We start from the raw sequence: 15669 nt of genomic DNA, 5'->3' as shown, positions 1-15669 counted from the left end.
CCCCCTGCCTGAGCTAATTTGTGCAGTCTGCCGCAAAGCTGGCAAGTTGATGCGACAGCAGCATAATGGCTGCTTATTATTTCAAAAACATGACCAACTGGTCGGATCACCTTTCCATGTGGAGATAATAATGAGACATGCCCCGCTCGCCCTTGTATTTAGCCTGTTGCTGCCTTTTAGTAGCCACGCACATGACTTTGTCAACGGCCAGCGCGTTGCGCCGGTGGGCATCAGTGATAAAGGAGAGCTTAACTATCAACAGGATAATTTTAGCTATCGGCCATGGAATAGCGCACAGCTGATCGGTAAAGTGCGCGTGGTGCAACATATAGCCGGGCGCTCATCCGCTAAAGAGAAAAATGCCGCGCTGGTGGAAGCGATAAAACAGGCGCATCTGCCGCAGGATCGCTATCAAACCACCACCATTATCAATACTGACGACGCTATCCCTGGTACCGGTATGTTTGTGCGCAGCAGCATTGAGAGCAATAAGACACAGTATCCCTGGTCACAGTTTATCGTCGACAGCAACGGTGCGGCGAAACGGGCCTGGCAGCTGGAGGATGGCGGCTCTGCGGTGATGGTGTTAGATAAAAATGGCAGGGTGCGCTTTGCGAAAGATGGTGCGCTGACGGCGCAGGAAACGCAGCAGGTTATCGTCCTGCTGCATCAGTTGCTTAAATAGATGCACCTCAGAAAATAGAGACGCGAAAGCCAGGGTTGAGGAAGGATTCGCGTGGCGTATAGTCCAGCGAGCGCCCTTTCCAGTCATGAACATGCGCGCCTGCGGCCAGCGCTACCGCATGACCAGCGGCAGTATCCCAGCTGTTGGTCGGCCCAAAGCGCGGATAGAGTTGAGCCTTACCTTCCGCAACCAGGCAAAATTTAAGCGAAGAACCAATGGCCACCGTTTGATGTTCGCCCAGCTGCTTGAGATATTCCGTCAGCTCATCGCCATCCTGATGAGAACGGCTGACAACCACCAGCGGCGGTCGCGCATCACGGATTTTAATCTGTGTTTTCTGCCCGTTCTCTTCTTTCCAGGCTTTACCTTCCGCAGCGGAATACATTACGCCCAGCACCGGCGCATAGACGACGCCAACTACCGGTTTGCCCTGAACGATCAGCGCGATATTCACCGTAAACTCACCGTTACGTTTAATAAACTCTTTGGTGCCATCCAGCGGATCAACCAGCCAATAACGTTGCCAGTGCTGACGAACCTCAAAAGCAGGCGGGTCCTCTTCGGAAACAATCGGCACCTCGGGCGTAAGCTGCTGCAGCCCCCGGATAATCACGCGGTGCGCCGCAATATCGGCAGCGGTCACGGGCGAATCGTCAGATTTGTGAGAAACGTCGAGCGGCGCCTGGCCATCGTAAATATTCATAATGGCGTCGCCCGCTTCACGCGCCAGCTGGCAGATTTGCTCTAACATTTTTCACCTCTTTGTCGATGACCGAAGTAAGCCTGACGACAGTGCCGGGACTTACGATGATTGATCATGCTGTTTAAGCATAGCAGCTGGCATTCAGATGCCACAGTCAGCGGCTGCCAGCCGGTCGTATTTGCAGATCGTTTAGTTATCAATAGCATAATTCACGTATTACTGTCATTACCCTTTCCCTGGCGCCTTTCGCAGACAACGGTCACAGACCTTGATAAGGGTTATTTATCTGTTCGCTATCACAAATTCGTGCGATGAAACGTAACCTTTGCAGATTAATTTGAGAAGTTTGTAGCGATTACTTTCAGGAGGAAAAAATGGTTAAGGGTACTGCGCTTCTGGTGATAGCCACGGTTTCGATTCCGCTTTCCGCTGCTACGGTGGATTTTCGCATTATGGAAACCACCGATCTGCACAGCAACATGATGGATTTCGATTATTACAAAGACAAACCCAGCGATAAATTTGGCCTGGTGCGCACCGCCACGCTCATCGCTGCGGCGCGTGCGGAAGTTAAGAATAGCGTGCTGGTAGATAACGGCGATGTTATCCAGGGCAGCCCGCTTGGTGATTACATGGCCGCAAAGGGGCTGAAGGCGGGAGAAACGCATCCGGTCTATCAGGCGATGAATACGCTGGGCTACAGCGTCGGTAATCTGGGCAATCATGAATTCAACTATGGCCTGGATTATCTGCAGAAGGCGCTGGCAGGGGCTCATTTCCCCTATATCAATGCCAACATCATCGATACCGCCACGGGCAAACCACGCTTTACTCCCTGGCTGATTAAACCAGAGAAAGTGATCGGGCAGGACGGAAAAACCTACACACTGAACGTGGGCTATATCGGTTTTGTACCGCCACAAATTATGGTCTGGGATCGGGCGAACCTGCAGGGAAAAATAACGGTTGATGATATAACCGAAAGTGCCCGACGTTGGGTGCCTGTTATGCGTCAACAGGGCGCGGACGTGATCATCGCCGTCGCGCACTCTGGTTTATCGAGCGAACCTTATCATGCGCTGGCTGAAAATTCCGTGTGGTATCTCAGCAAAGTCCCGGGCATTAACGCCATTATGTTTGGCCATGCGCACGCCGTCTTCCCCAGCGCCGATTTTGCCGCTATTCCCGGTGCGGATATCAAACAGGGCACGCTCAACGGGATACCGGCGGTTATGCCGGGCATGTGGGGCGATCACCTTGGCGTGGTGGATCTGACGCTGAATAATGACGACGGACAATGGAAAGTGACCCATGCACGCGCCGAGGCGCGCCCAATTTATGATAAGGCGGCGAAAAAATCGCTGGCGCAGGAAGATCGCGCTCTGGTGCAGGTGCTGGCTGACGCTCATCGCGCCACGCGTGATTTTGTCGCACAGCCGATCGGTAAATCTGCAGACGTGATGTACAGCTACCTGTCGCTGGTGCAGGACGATCCTACGGTGCAAATCGTAAATAACGCGCAGCGCGCTTACGTTGAGCATTTTATTCAGGGCGACCCCGATCTGGCCAACATCCCGGTGCTCTCCGCCGCCGCGCCTTTTAAAGCGGGAGGACGTAAAAACGATCCGGCTAGCTATGTGGAAGTGGAAAAGGGAGAACTTACGTTTCGTAACGCTGCAGACCTTTATCTCTATCCCAATACGCTGGTGGTGATGAAAGTTAACGGCGAGCAGGTAAAGCAATGGCTGGAGTGTTCTGCCGGACAGTTTAATCAGATCGACCCGCAACAGCGGCAGCCGCAGGCGCTGATTAACTGGAACTACCGCACCTATAATTTTGATGTGATTGATGGTGTGAATTATCAGATCGATGTGACGCAACCGGCTCGTTATGATGAGGAATGCCAGTTAATTCATCCGCAAGCTTCGCGTATTAAAAATCTGACCTGGCAGGGTAAACCCATCGGGGCCGACACCCCCTTCCTGATCGCAACCAATAACTATCGCGCCTGGGGCGGCAAGTTTGCCGGAACCGGAGAAAAATATATCGCTTTCTCTTCACCTGATGAGAACCGCGCGATCGTTTCAGCCTGGATTAGCGCGCAAACCAAAGCACAGGGGGAAGTGCATCCGCAGGCGGATAATAACTGGCGGCTGGCTCCTGTTCAGAGCGCTGTTCCGCTGGATATTCGTTTTGAAACCTCACCCTCAGCGAAAGCCGCAGATTTTATTTCCCGTTATGGTCGTTATCCGCTGAGCTATATCAGCCAGGACGAAAATGGCTTTGCTGTTTATCGTATCGACCTGCAAAAATAGTATAAAAAGCCAGCTCCGGCTGGCTTTTTATTATTACCAAACCAGTGCCAGGCAAGAGTATTGCATTAGCTTCCACAGCGTAAAAATAAATAATCCGCTTTACTTACTTAAGGAAGCTATAAAATATTATCTGGAGTAAAACCGCCTTATTTGTTGCCGAACAGCTGCTTAATGGCGCTCGAACCGTTATCGACAATACTGACTACACCATTACCGATACCGGTGATTGCGCCTGTCACGTTCAAATCCAGCAGCTTGCCAATGCCAGCGCCCAACAGGGCCCCTGCTTCTGTTGCGTTAGTTACCAGGCTGCCGGAGATTTGTTCCATTTCCTTGTCATTTAGCTGACGCATAATAGTCACTCTTTTATGTGTAGGTTGATTTACTAAACTCCTTATTATTAAGGCAAACAGAGGATAGTGAAAATCAATTTCACAAAGCAACATTCGGATACATCGAATAAGGAAACATATAGATAAGGATACATAAAAGCAAAGCAGGGAAACTAACAGGCGATTTTACTACATTATAATAAAGGCAAAAAGTTTATCCTTTTGCCTTTATATTATTAAATGGGAGTGCTTAGATAATGTCTAATAATTCCACTTCAAATATCAGCGTACTGAACGGCGGAATCGATGCGCCTGCGCCACGCTCGCCATAGGCCAGATTGTGTGGGATCGTCAGCTCCCATTTAGAACCCACCGGCATCAGCGTCAGGGCTTCAATCCAGCCAGCAATCACGCCGCTTACCGGGAACTCTGCTGGCTCACCACGCGCGACCGAGCTGTCAAATACCGTGCCGTCGATCAGCTTACCGGTGTAGTGAACGCGCACGTGATCCTGACGAGAAGGAATCGGGCCGGTGCCCTGATTGATGACGCGGAACTGCAGCCCGGATTCGGTGCTGTTTACCCCTTCGCGCTGGGCGTTTTCCTGCAGCCAGGTTTGACCTTCTGCCGCCATCGCCTGCTGACGCTCACGACGTACGGCATCCGCACGCTCATGTACTTCGCGCAGCGCACGATGCACTACATCAACCGGTACTGCTGGCGCATTCCCTTCCAGCGCATCACGCAGGCCCGCTACCATCGCTTCCGGCAGTAATCCCTGCAGGCCGGAATCCAGCAACTGCTGCCCTACCTGCAAACCAATACCGTAGCTTGCCTGCGCTTCAAGGCTGTCAAAAGAAGGGGTTGTCATATTTTATCCTTTCACCAATCAATCAAAAGAAGACGCAGCATAACAGCCTGCGTTGCAGGGGTAAAATCTGCATTCTTTCGATGACTTTTTGTAATGAAAAGGAAACAATAACGCCATCGCAATTTTTATAACCCAGACAGGCACTTTGCGTCTTTTTTGCCCATACTGCATCGAGGAAAGCAACTGCGACGCGCACAAGGTGCCGGAGGTTATATTATGCTCAAGGACTCCCATTCTGGCATTCGCTTATGGCTGACCCGCCTCTGGCATCTGCCGGATGGTATTAGCTGGATGCAGCCACTGCCGCCAGCGCATCGGCGTGGCATCATTCTGGTGCTTATCGTGGTGCTGCTGGCTTTTCTCTGGCCAGTCTCAGCACCGCGTGACAGTGCGCCGCGCCCGGCCAGCGACAATAGCAGTAAAGAGGTACCGCTGCAGGCGGAAATTTATGATAACCCACCTGCGACGCAGCCCACTCAGTCTGCGCAACCCACCCAGGATAATGGTCAGTGGCGCAGCTATCAGATTGCCTCTGGTCAAACGCTGGCGCAGCTATTTCGGGATAATAATCTACAGGTGAACGATGTTTTCGCGATGGCGCGCGTTGAAGGCGATGATAAGCCGCTAAGCAGCCTGCAAAGTGGACAGCAGGTGAAAATTCGTCAGGACAGCAATGGCGTGGTGACCGGGCTTACGGTAGAGGGCGAGAACGGCCCGGTGCTGTTTACCCGCCAGCCGGACGGCTCTTTTTTGCGAGCGCAATAAAGCGCAGCAGAAACAAGCAGTAGTTAGATGCAAAAACAAAAATGCCGGCCCAGGGCCGGCATTTTCATGTTACTGAAATAACTTATTCAGCAACTACGTTCACGTTCAGCTTAGCAAACACTTCGCTGTGAACCTGGAAGCTCACTTCGTGCTCACCAGTGGTACGCAGAACGCCGTTCGGCAGGCGAACTTCGCTCTTAGCCACTTCAACGCCAGCTGCAGTTACAGCGTCAGCGATGTCACGGGTACCGATAGAACCGAACAGTTTGCCTTCGTCACCCGCTTTAGAAGCGATGGTCACGGTGCCCAGTGCATTGATGCTTTCAGCACGAGCGTTGGCTGCTGCCAGAACGTCAGCCAGTTTGGCTTCCAGTTCAGCACGGCGAGTTTCGAAGAACTCAACGTTTTTCTTGGTTGCCGGCACAGCTTTGCCCTGCGGAACCAGGAAGTTACGAGCATAGCCCGCTTTAACGTTAACCTGATCGCCCAGGCCGCCCAGGTTTGCTACTTTATCAAGCAGAATAACTTGCATTACCTTATCCTCTCAAAGTCGATAATTGGACAGTGGCCGATTACTGATGACGATCAGTGTACGGCAGCAAAGACAGGTAGCGCGCGCGCTTGATAGCACGAGCCAGCTGACGCTGGTATTTGGCGCGAGTACCGGTGATACGGCTCGGTACAATCTTACCGCTTTCAGTGATGTAGTTTTTCAGCGTAGCGATATCTTTGTAGTCGATCTCTTGAACGCCTTCCGCGGTGAAACGGCAGAACTTGCGACGACGGAAATAACGTGCCATTTGGCTAGTCTCCAGAATCTATCAATTCAATCTGCTCGGCATGCAGCACAATTTTACTGAGGCCATTGCGCCCTTGATGACTGCAAATAAAGCCTTCAATGGTAAGCTGCGTGCCGACCGTTATATGTTGAGTAATCACCTGATGCGTCTTACCGCTAATAATCACGGGCATACGACACCAGGCCTGCCGGAAGAATCCGGCCTCTTCCTGCTGCGAGCGATGCTCAAGCACCAGCTGGCAGTGTGGAATCCCTGACGGACTTATTTTTTGCAACGGTGCCCGACACACAGTGCCAGACAAACGCAGCCGGTTCGCCGTCACGGTCGATTACTCTTCAGAATCCCCGGCATCTGCATCGTCAGAGGTTTCGTTAGCGAAATCTTCACGACGCTCACGGCGCTCGTCTTTCGCTTTAACCATCGGAGATGCTTCGGTTACTGCGTTTTTGGTACGCATAACCATGCTGCGGATAACGGCGTCGTTGAAGCGGAAGTTAGTTTCCAGCTCATCGATCACTTCCTGCGGTGCTTCTACGTTCATCAGAACGTAATGCGCTTTGTGCAGTTTGTTGATCGGGTAAGCCAGCTGACGGCGACCCCAGTCTTCCAGACGGTGAATCTTACCTTCTGCACCAGTGATGGCACCAGTGTAGCGCTCGATCATGCCCGGAACTTGTTCGCTCTGGTCAGGATGAACCATAAAGACGATTTCGTAATGACGCATCGAATTTGCTCCTTACGGATTATTCAGCCTCCTGTCAGGGTCAACCGCGGCCCATGGAAGCAAGGAACGTTTTAAGTGTACGGCTGAAAAAATTGACGCGTAATCATACTGGCATGGCGGGGGAAACTCAAGCGGGAATCACGGAAAAAAAGCGCCGGGCCGGGGCGGCGGCGCATTATGCTCTCCTGCCTGCGCCCTTCATCTGAACTATCAAAGAGATGCGAAAAAATTGACCAGCGCCTCTAACGCCTGCGGCGTTATTTTATGCCCTACTCCTGGTTCAGTTAGCCAGCTAAGCTGCTGGTCAAGCTGCGCGCTGGTCAGCGCCTGAACCAGCCGTTGAGTTTCTGCCGCCGGAACAACGTCATCCGCTTCGCCATGCCACAGCAGCAGCGGACGATCCGCCAGCCGCTCCAGCTGGCGGCTGGGATCATATCCGGCAAGCGGTGCCAGCAGGCGCGCCCGTTCCGCCTGCTCTTCAGGCGTTTCTGCCTGCAAGGGCGGAAAGAGAGTCTGACTTAACGACATAAAATAGCCCGATCCCATCAGGCAGGCGACGCGGTTAATATGCGGATAGCGCGCCATAGCACCCAACGCGGTCATGCCGCCCATTGAGGCGCCCGCCACGCCGAAGCGGCCTTCGGCAATTAAGCCTTGCATTCGCAACGCGGCTTCCAGCTGCGGCAGCTCATCGATACTGCTGCGCAAAATATCCCAGAAATGGGCCAGCCGGTATGCGCTGTCGCCGCCATAACGGGAACCATGCTGATCGGCATCCGGCATAATGACGCGAAAGCCGGCCTGTGCCAGCGCGACGGCAGCCCAGGCATAGACTTCTTTGGAAGAGAGGTAACCATGCCAGAAAATCACGGCAGGCAAAGCGGTAGCGCGCTGACCAGCTGGCGCGGCGTGCAGGCACTCAATGCCGCTAAAAGATTCGGTAACGATATCGATCGCCCTACCTGTGGTGATTTTTTCCTGCGTCATTGCCGTCATGATCCGCTCACTATGCATAGAAAATAGCCATTGATTATAAGCAATTGCGTGATTTCTTCATCAGCTGCAGAAAAAAAGAGCCTTTTCCCTGCGGTTTGTGGGGTAAAAATTCATCAATTTTTGCCGTTTAACGAGATCCCATAATATTACCAAAAGGTAGAACTCATGAAGCGTCTCTCACTCAGCCGCGCCAGTTTGGGCGTCAAGCTGTCTGTCATGACCTCGTTGAGCGTGGCCGTGCTGTTTTTCATCCTCACGCTCGCTTTAAGCAATAATGCGGCCAAACAGCTGCAGGCATTAACGCTGGAAAATATGCAAAACCAGGTGGCAGGGATTGGCGACATGGCAGGCATGTTTAACGCCACGCTGAGCGAAGAAGTAGCCAACTATACCAGCCTGTTTCAAAGCTTCTTGCCGAAAGAGTTTAGCCGTGATGAAAGCGCGCGTATCACGGTAGGCGACTTCTCTACGCCAACTTTACGCGCCGGGTTAAAAACGCTGAATCTGGATGAAACCGTTGTTGATGACTTTTTAGCACGTACCGGTGCTATTTCGACGATTTTTGTCCGTGACGGCGATAACTACGTGCGTGTTGCCACCTCATTGCTGAAGGAAGATGGCTCACGTGCGATGGGAACCCAGCTCGATCGCCAAAGCCCGGCCTTCGCCCTGGTGAGTAAAGGTGAAGCGTATCGCGGGCTGGCCTCCCTGTTCGGCAAACGCTACATCACCCAGTACCAACCGGTAAAAGATGCCAGCGGGACGGTTGTTGGCATTCTGTTTGTCGGCGTGGAGATAGGTAAGCAGATCGCGCTGATGCGCGATAAAGTGCTGAATAAGTCCTTCAGCGATACCGGCCGCTTTATGGTGATGAACGGCGCGGCAGGAAGTTCTCGCGGTACCTGGCTGTTCCATCCGCAGGAAGAGGGGAAAATGGCACACTGGTCGCCGGAAACCATGCAGCAGCTCACCACCCAGCAGAGCGGCACGCTGGAAACGATACAGGATGGCGAACCGCGTATCGTTGCCTGGCAGCATCTGCCTGGCTGGAACTGGATCATCCTTGGCGATGTGGATAAAGACAGCCTGCTGGCGCCCATTACTTCGGCCCGTAATACTTTCCTGCTGCTTGGGATGGGACTGGTGATCCTGTTTGCCGTAGGTTTTGTCGTTATCACGCGCCGCTGGGTCAGCGTTCCGCTACAGAAGGTAATCCACCTGGCTGAACAGTATGCGGACGGCAACCTGCAGGCAACGTTGCAAACGCAGCGTAAAGATGAGGTAGGCCAGCTGATTACCGCCATTAACGGCATCGGTGACGGGCTGGAACGTATCGTTTCCCAGGTGCGTACCGCCGCGCAGGATATTAGTCAGGGTACCGACGCGATTGCCGTCAGCAGTGAAAATATCAGCGAGCAGATTACCCGCCAGGCCAGCAGCGTAGAAGAGACCTCCGCCAGTATGGAACAGCTGGGCGCCACCGTTGAACAGAATGCGGAGAACGTTGCACAAGCGCTACAGCTGGTAGCGGAAGCCGCAAGCGCCGTGCAGCAAGGCGGTGAAACGGTCGCGCACTCGGTCAGTACCATGTCGGCGATCAAAGTCTCCTCACAGAGTATTGCTGATATCACCCACGTCATTGAATCCATTGCCTTCCAGACCAATATCCTGGCGCTGAACGCAGCGGTAGAAGCGGCACGCGCAGGCGAGCATGGTAAAGGGTTTGCGGTCGTTGCGGCTGAAGTCCGCGCGCTGGCGAGCCGTAGCGCGCAGGCAGCGAAGGAGATCGATGGGCTAATCAGTAACTCCATTAACAGCGTGAATCAGGGCCATATCCTTTCCGAACAGACGCGCAGCGCGATGGAAAATATTGTTACGCGCATTGAACAGGTTAAAGCGCTGATGGGCGAAATTAACATCGCCTCTCAGGAGCAGTCCGCGGGAATTGGTCAGGTCAATATCGCGATGACGCAGATCGGCCAGGCGACGCATCAAAATACCGAGCTGGTTGCCCAGTCGGAAGAGACCGCGCATGCGCTAAGCAAAAAAGGGCATCATCTGACCGAGCTGGTAAGCGTTTTTACGCTGAAAGGCTAACGGAACAGTGGGGATCGCATACACTTAAGCGATCCCCCTACCGTGAGGAATTTACGATGCGTTACTGGCCTTTACTGCTGTTAACTCTGACTTTAAGCGCCTGCAGTACGCTGCGTTCAACGCCGGAAGCGCCGCCGCCGCCGTTGCCGCAGGCACAAGAGATTCACCGGGCGCAGACCACTAACCTGCCAAGGCTGGGCAGCATTACCAGCACCACGCGCGGCTCGCCGGATGATGCCCAGCGCGAAATTGCGCAAAAGGCCAATCAGGCTGGTGCCACCTATTATCAGATAGTGGCGCTCAGCGAAACGGTGATGCCGGGAATGTGGTACGCCTCAGCGGTGCTGTATGGCCCGGCGGGCTCATCCGCCGCTGGCGCGCAGCAATAAACGTTCGCTGACAGCGTTTGTAACAGATACCGCGCCGCGCGTATCTAAACAGTGCTGACACCAGGCATCCGCCAACGGCGGTTCCAGGGTAGTCAAAAGCTGTTGGCCGGTCGCTAATAACACCAGCTGACTGCTTATCTCGTGCGCCTGCGCCTCCTGCGGCTTACGCAGCCGTAGTTTGAGTTGACGCCAGCAGCTATCGAAATGGCGGTTAAGGCCTTTAACCTCATCAAACTGAGCAGCCAGCATCTCCGTCACCGCTGGCTGCTTTCTCAACACCCGCAGCACATCCAGACACATAACATTACCCGCGCCTTCCCAGATGCTATTTACCGGCGCTTCGCGATAAAGACGCGGTAGCTCACTCTCTTCGCAATAGCCGATGCCGCCTAATATCTCCATCGCCTGAGCGATGAAAGGCGTCGCGTTTTTGCAGACTGCAAACTTTGCGGCAGGCGTAAACAGACGCACATAAGCACGCTGCTGTTCATCCGCCGGTTGCGAAAAGGCATGAGCGATACGCATCAACAGGGCGGTCTGCCCTTCCAGCTGCAGCGCCTGCTGGCACAGCTGCTGACGCATTAGCGGTTGCTCAACCAGCGTTTTTCCCATCACCTGACGCTGATGCGCATGATAGAGCGCCACTGAGAAGGCGCGCCGCATCAGGCTATGGCTGCCCAGCGCACAGTCAAAACGGGTATAGCCGCCCATTTTTAAAATCTGACGCACGCCGTCGCCTTCTTCGCCTAACAGCCAGCCTGTTGCGCCGTCAAACTCTACCTCACTGCTGGCGTTAGAGCGGTTGCCCAGTTTATCTTTCAGACGTTCAATGCATACCGCGTTGCGCGTGCCGTCCGGCAGCAGGCGCGGCAGGAAAAAACAGCTGATGCCGCCCGGCGCCTGAGCCAGCACCAGATGCGCATCACTCTGCGGTACAGAAAAGAACCATTTATGGCCGGTAACACGATAACTCTCGCCGTTGCCGCGCGCTGCAACAGGTTCTGCGCGCGTGGTATTGCTCAGGACATCGGTACCGCCCTGCTTTTCCGTCATGCCCATGCCGATCAGCAGCCCGCGCTTTTGCGGCGCAGCGTGGAGGTGTGCATCGTAACGGTCGCTTAATAACGGCGGCAGCCAGTCGGCAAACAGAGACGGCAGGCTGGCCTGCAACAGCGGCATCGCGCCAAAAGTCATGGTAACAGGACAAAGCGTGCCAGCTTCTACCTGCCCATGCAGGATAAAACGCGCAGCGCGGGCCACAAACGCGCCTGAGCGCGCCCCGGCCTGCCAGGGCAGATTATGCACGCGGTTAGCGCACAGCCCCTGCATCAACAGGTGCCAGGCAGGATGAAAGCGTAAATCATCCTGCCGTTCGCCGCGCGCGTCGTAGCGCAGCAGCTCAGGCGGAAAAGCGTTAGCCAGCCTTCCCAGCTCCAGCGACTCGCTGCTGCCAAGCTGCTGCCCTACCGATGCCAGCAGATCCTGGTCCCAGTCCGCGCCAAAGCGCGCCACGGCTTCACGCAGCGGCGTATCGGAAAGAAACAGGTTGCTATTGCTGAGTGGGCGAGGCTGATTAAAAACGGTATGGGTAACGGGCATAAGCGGGGATCTCCATGCGGAAAGCCCGATGAGCCAGCGGCCAGGGCTTTGAATTATCCAGCAGTAGAGTCATTATGCAGAAAGCTGCAGAAGATGCCCGTAACAGAGAGGATATTCGGGGCGCTCATCACGCCCCGCAACGATCAGCCGCGACGCTGACGTACCGCTTCAAACAGGCAGATGCCGGTCGCAACCGAAACGTTCAGTGAAGAGACGCTGCCCGCCATAGGCAGTTTGATCAGATCATCACAGTGTTCACGCGTCAAACGGCGCATGCCTTCACCTTCCGCGCCCATCACCAGTGCCAGCGGGCCGGTCATTTTGCTTTCCCATATTTCATGGGTCGCTTCGCCTGCAGTGCCGACAATCCAGACATGGTACTCCTGCAGCAGACGCATGGTGCGCGCCAGGTTGGTCACCCGAATCAGCGGGACATTTTCCGCCGCGCCGCTGGCAACTTTTTTCGCCGTGGCGTTCAGCGCAGCAGAACGATCTTTCGGTACGATAACCGCATGTACACCAGCTGCATCCGCGCTGCGCAGGCAGGCGCCAAGGTTATGGGGATCGGTGACGCCATCCAGGATCAACAGCAGCGGCGATTCAATCGACGCCAGCAGATCCGGCAGATCGCCTTCCTGATACTGCCTTCCCGGTTTTACCTGCGCCACGATGCCCTGATGCACAGCGCCTTCTGATTTACTGTCGAGCCACTGGCGCGTAGCAACCTGAATCACAATCCCCTGCGCTTCCAGCGCAGTAATCAGCGACTGCAGACGGCGATCGTCACGGCCTTTCAGGATCCAGACCTGCTGGAAACGTTGCGGATCGCGCTCTAAAAGCGCCTGTACGGCGTGAATGCCGAAAACTACTTCACTCATATGTTATCCGATGCTGGTTACGGGCGGCCCAGCCGCCCTTTGGCCTGCGGCGCGACAGGGATCGCCTGTTACCGCTTATGCCTCTTTTTTCTTCGATGCACGCTTTGCTTTGGTTGCGGCGGCGATTTTACGCGTTTTTTCCGACGGTTTTTTCGCTTTTTTCTCGCCTTTTGGCTTCGCCGGTTTTTTTTCGCCGCGGAACGCCGCATCCGGCTCGAAATTAGCGGTTTTCCGCATTTCGCGGCGGCGCTTGTTATGGCTGCCGGAAGCGCCTTTCTTCGCCTTCTCACGCGCGGTTTTGCCTTCGCCGCGCGGGCTGCGCTGGCTGGAGATCAGCGCAAAGTCGATTTTACGCTCGTCCATATGCACCGCCTCAACGCGCACTTCTACGGTATCGCCGAGACGATAAGTGCGTCCGCCAGATTCGCCAATCAGGCGCTGCCCTACCGCATCAAAGCGGTAATAGTCGTTATCCAGCGTCGACACATGCACCAGCCCATCGATAAACAGATCGTTCAGACGGACAAAGAAGCCAAAGCCGGTTACGCTGGCAATCACGCCGGTAAAGGTGTTGCCCACCTGATCCTGCATAAAGTCGCACTTCAGCCAGTCAGCGACGTCACGCGTGGCCTCATCAGCGCGGCGTTCGGTTAAGGAGCAGTGCAGGCCCAGCTGCAGCATCTGCTGCATTTCATAGTGGTAGCCGCCGGTCGGCGTGCTGTTGCCCTGCAGCGTGCCCTGCTGTTGCGCCAGCAGATACTTAATCGCCCGATGCAGCAGCAGATCGGGATAGCGGCGGATCGGTGACGTAAAGTGCGCATAGGAGGCGAGCGCCAGGCCGAAGTGACCGCGATTTTCCGGATCGTAAACCGCCTGCTTCATGGAGCGCAGCAGCATGGTTTGCAGCATTTCGTGATCGGGACGGTCAGCGATGGTTTCCAGCAGTTCGGCATAGTCCAGCGGCTGCGGCTTGTTGCCGCCAGGCAGCGACAGGCCCAGTTCGGCCAGCACCGAGCGGAAGCTTTTGATGCTCTCATCGCTGGGGCGATCGTGATCGCGGAACAGCGCAGGCTCGTTATGCTTCTCAACGAAACGAGCCGAGGCGATGTTGGCGAGGATCATGCACTCTTCAATCAACTTATGGGCATCGTTGCGTACGGTGCGCTCCACGCGCTCAATACGACGTTCGGCGTTGAAAATAAATTTCGCTTCGTCCGTTTCGAAAGAGATGCCGCCGCGCTGCTCACGCGCTTTTTCCAGCACTTCATACATACGATGCAGCTCTTCGAGATGACCCACCAGCGGCGCATACTGTTCACGCAGCTCCGGATTGCCCTGCAAAATCGACCAGACTTTGGTGTAGGTCAGACGCGCATGGGAATTCATTACCGCTTCATAGTGCTTATAGCCGGTCAGCTTACCGCTGGAGGAGATGGTCATTTCGCAGACCATGCAGAGACGATCTACCTGCGGGTTCAGAGAACAGAGGCCGTTAGAGAGCACTTCCGGCAGCATCGGGACGACCTGCGACGGGAAATAAACCGAGGTGCCGCGATTATGCGCTTCGTTGTCCAGCGGCGTGCCGGGGCGCACGTAATAGCTGACGTCAGCAATCGCGACCCATAAACGCCAGCCGCCGCCACGTTTTTTCTCGCAGTAAACCGCATCATCAAAGTCACGGGCATCTTCACCGTCGATGGTTACCAGCGGCAGCTGGCGTAAATCCACGCGGCCCTGCTTCGCCTCTTCCGGCACCTCTTCACGTAGTTTAGCGACCTGCTCTTCTACCTCTGCCGGCCAGACGTGCGGGATTTCATGCGTACGCAGCGCCATATCCACTGCCAGCCCGGTGCCCATATTGTCACCCAGCACTTCGGTAATCTTACCAATGGCTTTGGTACGACGCGTTGAGCGCTGCACCAGCTCGACCACTACCACCGAGCCCATACGCGCATTCATGATCTCTTCTGGCGGGATCAAAATATCGAAGCTCAGACGACTGTCATCCGGTACCACAAAGCCCACGCCAGCTTCGGTAAAATAGCGGCCAACAATCTGGCTGTTACGCGGCTCAAGCACGCGGACCACACGTGCCTCACGGCGGCCTTTACGATCGGCACCCAACGGTTGCGCCAGGATAACGTCGCCGTGCATGCAGAACTTCATCTGTTCAGCGGAGAGATAGAGATCATCTTTTTGCCCTTCCACGCGCAGGAAGCCGTAGCCATCGCGGTGACCAATGACTTTACCGCGCAGCAGATCCAGGCGTTCAGGCAGGACATAACATTGACGACGAGTGAACACCAGTTGCCCGTCACGCTCCATGGCACGCAGGCGGCGGCGCAGCGCTTCAAGCTGCTCTTCACCGCTAATGTTCATTTCAACAGCCAACTCTTCCCGGCTGGCAGGTTTTTCACGTTTTTCTAAATGGGCGAGGATGAATTCGCGGCTGGGAATAGGGTTTTCATATTTTTCAGCTTCTCTTTCCTGAAAAGGATCTTTTGACATAGCGGTT

Annotated in this window: 16 protein-coding genes; 5 read left to right on the top strand and 11 right to left on the bottom strand. The window is 54.8% G+C overall.

Translation table 11 applies throughout. The annotated features are described in order from the left end of the window. The first annotated feature begins 130 nt into the window (after positions 1–130). Positions 131–685: a YtfJ family protein gene (locus B1H58_RS09990; RefSeq protein ID WP_085069891.1), complete on the top strand. Its 555-nt coding sequence runs from the start codon at positions 131–133 to the stop codon at positions 683–685. 7 nt (positions 686–692) lie between these two features. Here the strand turns inward: B1H58_RS09990 and cysQ are convergent, their stop codons facing one another. Then, complete coding sequence (gene cysQ / locus B1H58_RS09985) at positions 693–1436, bottom strand: 3'(2'),5'-bisphosphate nucleotidase CysQ (RefSeq protein ID WP_085069889.1); 744 nt, start codon at positions 1434–1436, stop codon at positions 693–695. 326 nt (positions 1437–1762) lie between these two features. On the opposite strand from cysQ, the gene B1H58_RS09980 reads away from it, so the two are divergent. After that, positions 1763–3703 (top strand): bifunctional 2',3'-cyclic-nucleotide 2'-phosphodiesterase/3'-nucleotidase, encoded by a 1941-nt coding sequence (locus B1H58_RS09980; protein WP_085069887.1) that lies wholly within the window; start codon positions 1763–1765, stop codon positions 3701–3703. Positions 3704–3849: 146 nt separating this feature from the next. Here the strand turns inward: B1H58_RS09980 and B1H58_RS09975 are convergent, their stop codons facing one another. Together B1H58_RS09975 and fklB are read right to left on the bottom strand one after the other, a co-directional pair. After that, on the bottom strand, positions 3850–4056 hold the full coding sequence (locus B1H58_RS09975; RefSeq protein WP_157130163.1) for a hypothetical protein: 207 nt from the start codon (positions 4054–4056) through the stop codon (positions 3850–3852). A 229-nt stretch (positions 4057–4285) separates the two neighbouring features. Continuing rightward, positions 4286–4906, bottom strand: coding sequence for an FKBP-type peptidyl-prolyl cis-trans isomerase (gene fklB / locus B1H58_RS09970; RefSeq protein WP_085069883.1), 621 nt, complete (start codon positions 4904–4906; stop codon positions 4286–4288). Between the two features lie 216 nt (positions 4907–5122). Here fklB and B1H58_RS09965 point away from each other — a divergent pair, with 216 nt between their 5' ends. After that, positions 5123–5671 (top strand): LysM-like peptidoglycan-binding domain-containing protein, encoded by a 549-nt coding sequence (locus B1H58_RS09965; RefSeq protein WP_085069881.1) that lies wholly within the window; start codon positions 5123–5125, stop codon positions 5669–5671. A gap of 82 nt (positions 5672–5753) precedes the next feature. Here the strand turns inward: B1H58_RS09965 and rplI are convergent, their stop codons facing one another. From rplI to yjfP, 5 genes are all read right to left on the bottom strand, one after another. Continuing rightward, positions 5754–6203, bottom strand: coding sequence for a 50S ribosomal protein L9 (gene rplI / locus B1H58_RS09960; RefSeq protein WP_085069879.1), 450 nt, complete (start codon positions 6201–6203; stop codon positions 5754–5756). Between the two features lie 40 nt (positions 6204–6243). After that, positions 6244–6471 (bottom strand): 30S ribosomal protein S18, encoded by a 228-nt coding sequence (gene rpsR / locus B1H58_RS09955; protein ID WP_000135199.1) that lies wholly within the window; start codon positions 6469–6471, stop codon positions 6244–6246. Positions 6472–6475: 4 nt separating this feature from the next. Continuing rightward, on the bottom strand, positions 6476–6793 hold the full coding sequence (priB, locus tag B1H58_RS09950; RefSeq protein ID WP_085069878.1) for a primosomal replication protein N: 318 nt from the start codon (positions 6791–6793) through the stop codon (positions 6476–6478). A 6-nt stretch (positions 6794–6799) separates the two neighbouring features. Then, on the bottom strand, positions 6800–7195 hold the full coding sequence (rpsF, locus tag B1H58_RS09945; RefSeq protein ID WP_038623908.1) for a 30S ribosomal protein S6: 396 nt from the start codon (positions 7193–7195) through the stop codon (positions 6800–6802). 210 nt (positions 7196–7405) lie between these two features. Further along, positions 7406–8191, bottom strand: coding sequence for an esterase (gene yjfP, locus B1H58_RS09940; RefSeq protein ID WP_237172357.1), 786 nt, complete (start codon positions 8189–8191; stop codon positions 7406–7408). Positions 8192–8356: 165 nt separating this feature from the next. Here yjfP and B1H58_RS09935 point away from each other — a divergent pair, with 165 nt between their 5' ends. Both B1H58_RS09935 and bsmA read left to right on the top strand, forming a co-directional pair. Beyond that, entirely contained in the window at positions 8357–10288 is a 1932-nt protein-coding gene (locus B1H58_RS09935) for a methyl-accepting chemotaxis protein (RefSeq protein ID WP_085069876.1), read from the top strand. A 56-nt stretch (positions 10289–10344) separates the two neighbouring features. Further along, complete coding sequence (gene bsmA, locus B1H58_RS09930) at positions 10345–10677, top strand: biofilm peroxide resistance protein BsmA (protein WP_085069875.1); 333 nt, start codon at positions 10345–10347, stop codon at positions 10675–10677. Here the strand turns inward: bsmA and B1H58_RS09925 are convergent. From B1H58_RS09925 to rnr, 3 genes are all read right to left on the bottom strand, one after another. Next, positions 10651–12276 carry an isovaleryl-CoA dehydrogenase gene (locus tag B1H58_RS09925; RefSeq protein WP_085069874.1) on the bottom strand — a complete coding sequence of 542 codons (1626 nt, stop codon included), beginning with the start codon at positions 12274–12276 and terminating at the stop codon, positions 10651–10653. The two genes, bsmA and B1H58_RS09925, sit on opposite strands and share 27 nt — an antisense overlap. 143 nt (positions 12277–12419) lie before the next feature. Beyond that, positions 12420–13154: a 23S rRNA (guanosine(2251)-2'-O)-methyltransferase RlmB gene (gene rlmB, locus B1H58_RS09920; protein ID WP_085069873.1), complete on the bottom strand. Its 735-nt coding sequence runs from the start codon at positions 13152–13154 to the stop codon at positions 12420–12422. Positions 13155–13229: 75 nt separating this feature from the next. After that, positions 13230–15662, bottom strand: coding sequence for a ribonuclease R (gene rnr / locus B1H58_RS09915; protein ID WP_085069872.1), 2433 nt, complete (start codon positions 15660–15662; stop codon positions 13230–13232). Between the last annotated feature and the right edge of the window lie 7 nt (positions 15663–15669).

This window comes from Pantoea alhagi (assembly GCF_002101395.1).
In the GTDB taxonomy this organism is placed as follows: domain Bacteria; phylum Pseudomonadota; class Gammaproteobacteria; order Enterobacterales; family Enterobacteriaceae; genus Mixta; species Mixta alhagi.
This window is presented reverse-complemented; position numbering and strand designations above follow the sequence as displayed.

Excerpts from the sequence above, each read along its gene's own strand:
- B1H58_RS09990 (WP_085069891.1), top strand. The coding sequence starts at position 131 with ATGAGACATGCCCCGCTCGCCCTTGTATTTAGCCTGTTGCTGCCTTTT.
- cysQ (WP_085069889.1), bottom strand. The coding sequence starts at position 1,436 with ATGTTAGAGCAAATCTGCCAGCTGGCGCGTGAAGCGGGCGACGCCATT.
- B1H58_RS09980 (WP_085069887.1), top strand. The coding sequence starts at position 1,763 with ATGGTTAAGGGTACTGCGCTTCTGGTGATAGCCACGGTTTCGATTCCG.
- B1H58_RS09975 (WP_157130163.1), bottom strand. The coding sequence starts at position 4,056 with ATGCGTCAGCTAAATGACAAGGAAATGGAACAAATCTCCGGCAGCCTG.
- fklB (WP_085069883.1), bottom strand. The coding sequence starts at position 4,906 with ATGACAACCCCTTCTTTTGACAGCCTTGAAGCGCAGGCAAGCTACGGT.
- B1H58_RS09965 (WP_085069881.1), top strand. The coding sequence starts at position 5,123 with ATGCTCAAGGACTCCCATTCTGGCATTCGCTTATGGCTGACCCGCCTC.
- rplI (WP_085069879.1), bottom strand. The coding sequence starts at position 6,203 with ATGCAAGTTATTCTGCTTGATAAAGTAGCAAACCTGGGCGGCCTGGGC.
- rpsR (WP_000135199.1), bottom strand. The coding sequence starts at position 6,471 with ATGGCACGTTATTTCCGTCGTCGCAAGTTCTGCCGTTTCACCGCGGAA.
- rpsF (WP_038623908.1), bottom strand. The coding sequence starts at position 7,195 with ATGCGTCATTACGAAATCGTCTTTATGGTTCATCCTGACCAGAGCGAA.
- yjfP (WP_237172357.1), bottom strand. The coding sequence starts at position 8,191 with ATGACGGCAATGACGCAGGAAAAAATCACCACAGGTAGGGCGATCGAT.
- B1H58_RS09935 (WP_085069876.1), top strand. The coding sequence starts at position 8,357 with ATGAAGCGTCTCTCACTCAGCCGCGCCAGTTTGGGCGTCAAGCTGTCT.
- bsmA (WP_085069875.1), top strand. The coding sequence starts at position 10,345 with ATGCGTTACTGGCCTTTACTGCTGTTAACTCTGACTTTAAGCGCCTGC.
- B1H58_RS09925 (WP_085069874.1), bottom strand. The coding sequence starts at position 12,276 with ATGCCCGTTACCCATACCGTTTTTAATCAGCCTCGCCCACTCAGCAAT.
- rlmB (WP_085069873.1), bottom strand. The coding sequence starts at position 13,154 with ATGAGTGAAGTAGTTTTCGGCATTCACGCCGTACAGGCGCTTTTAGAG.
- rnr (WP_085069872.1), bottom strand. The coding sequence starts at position 15,662 with ATGTCAAAAGATCCTTTTCAGGAAAGAGAAGCTGAAAAATATGAAAAC.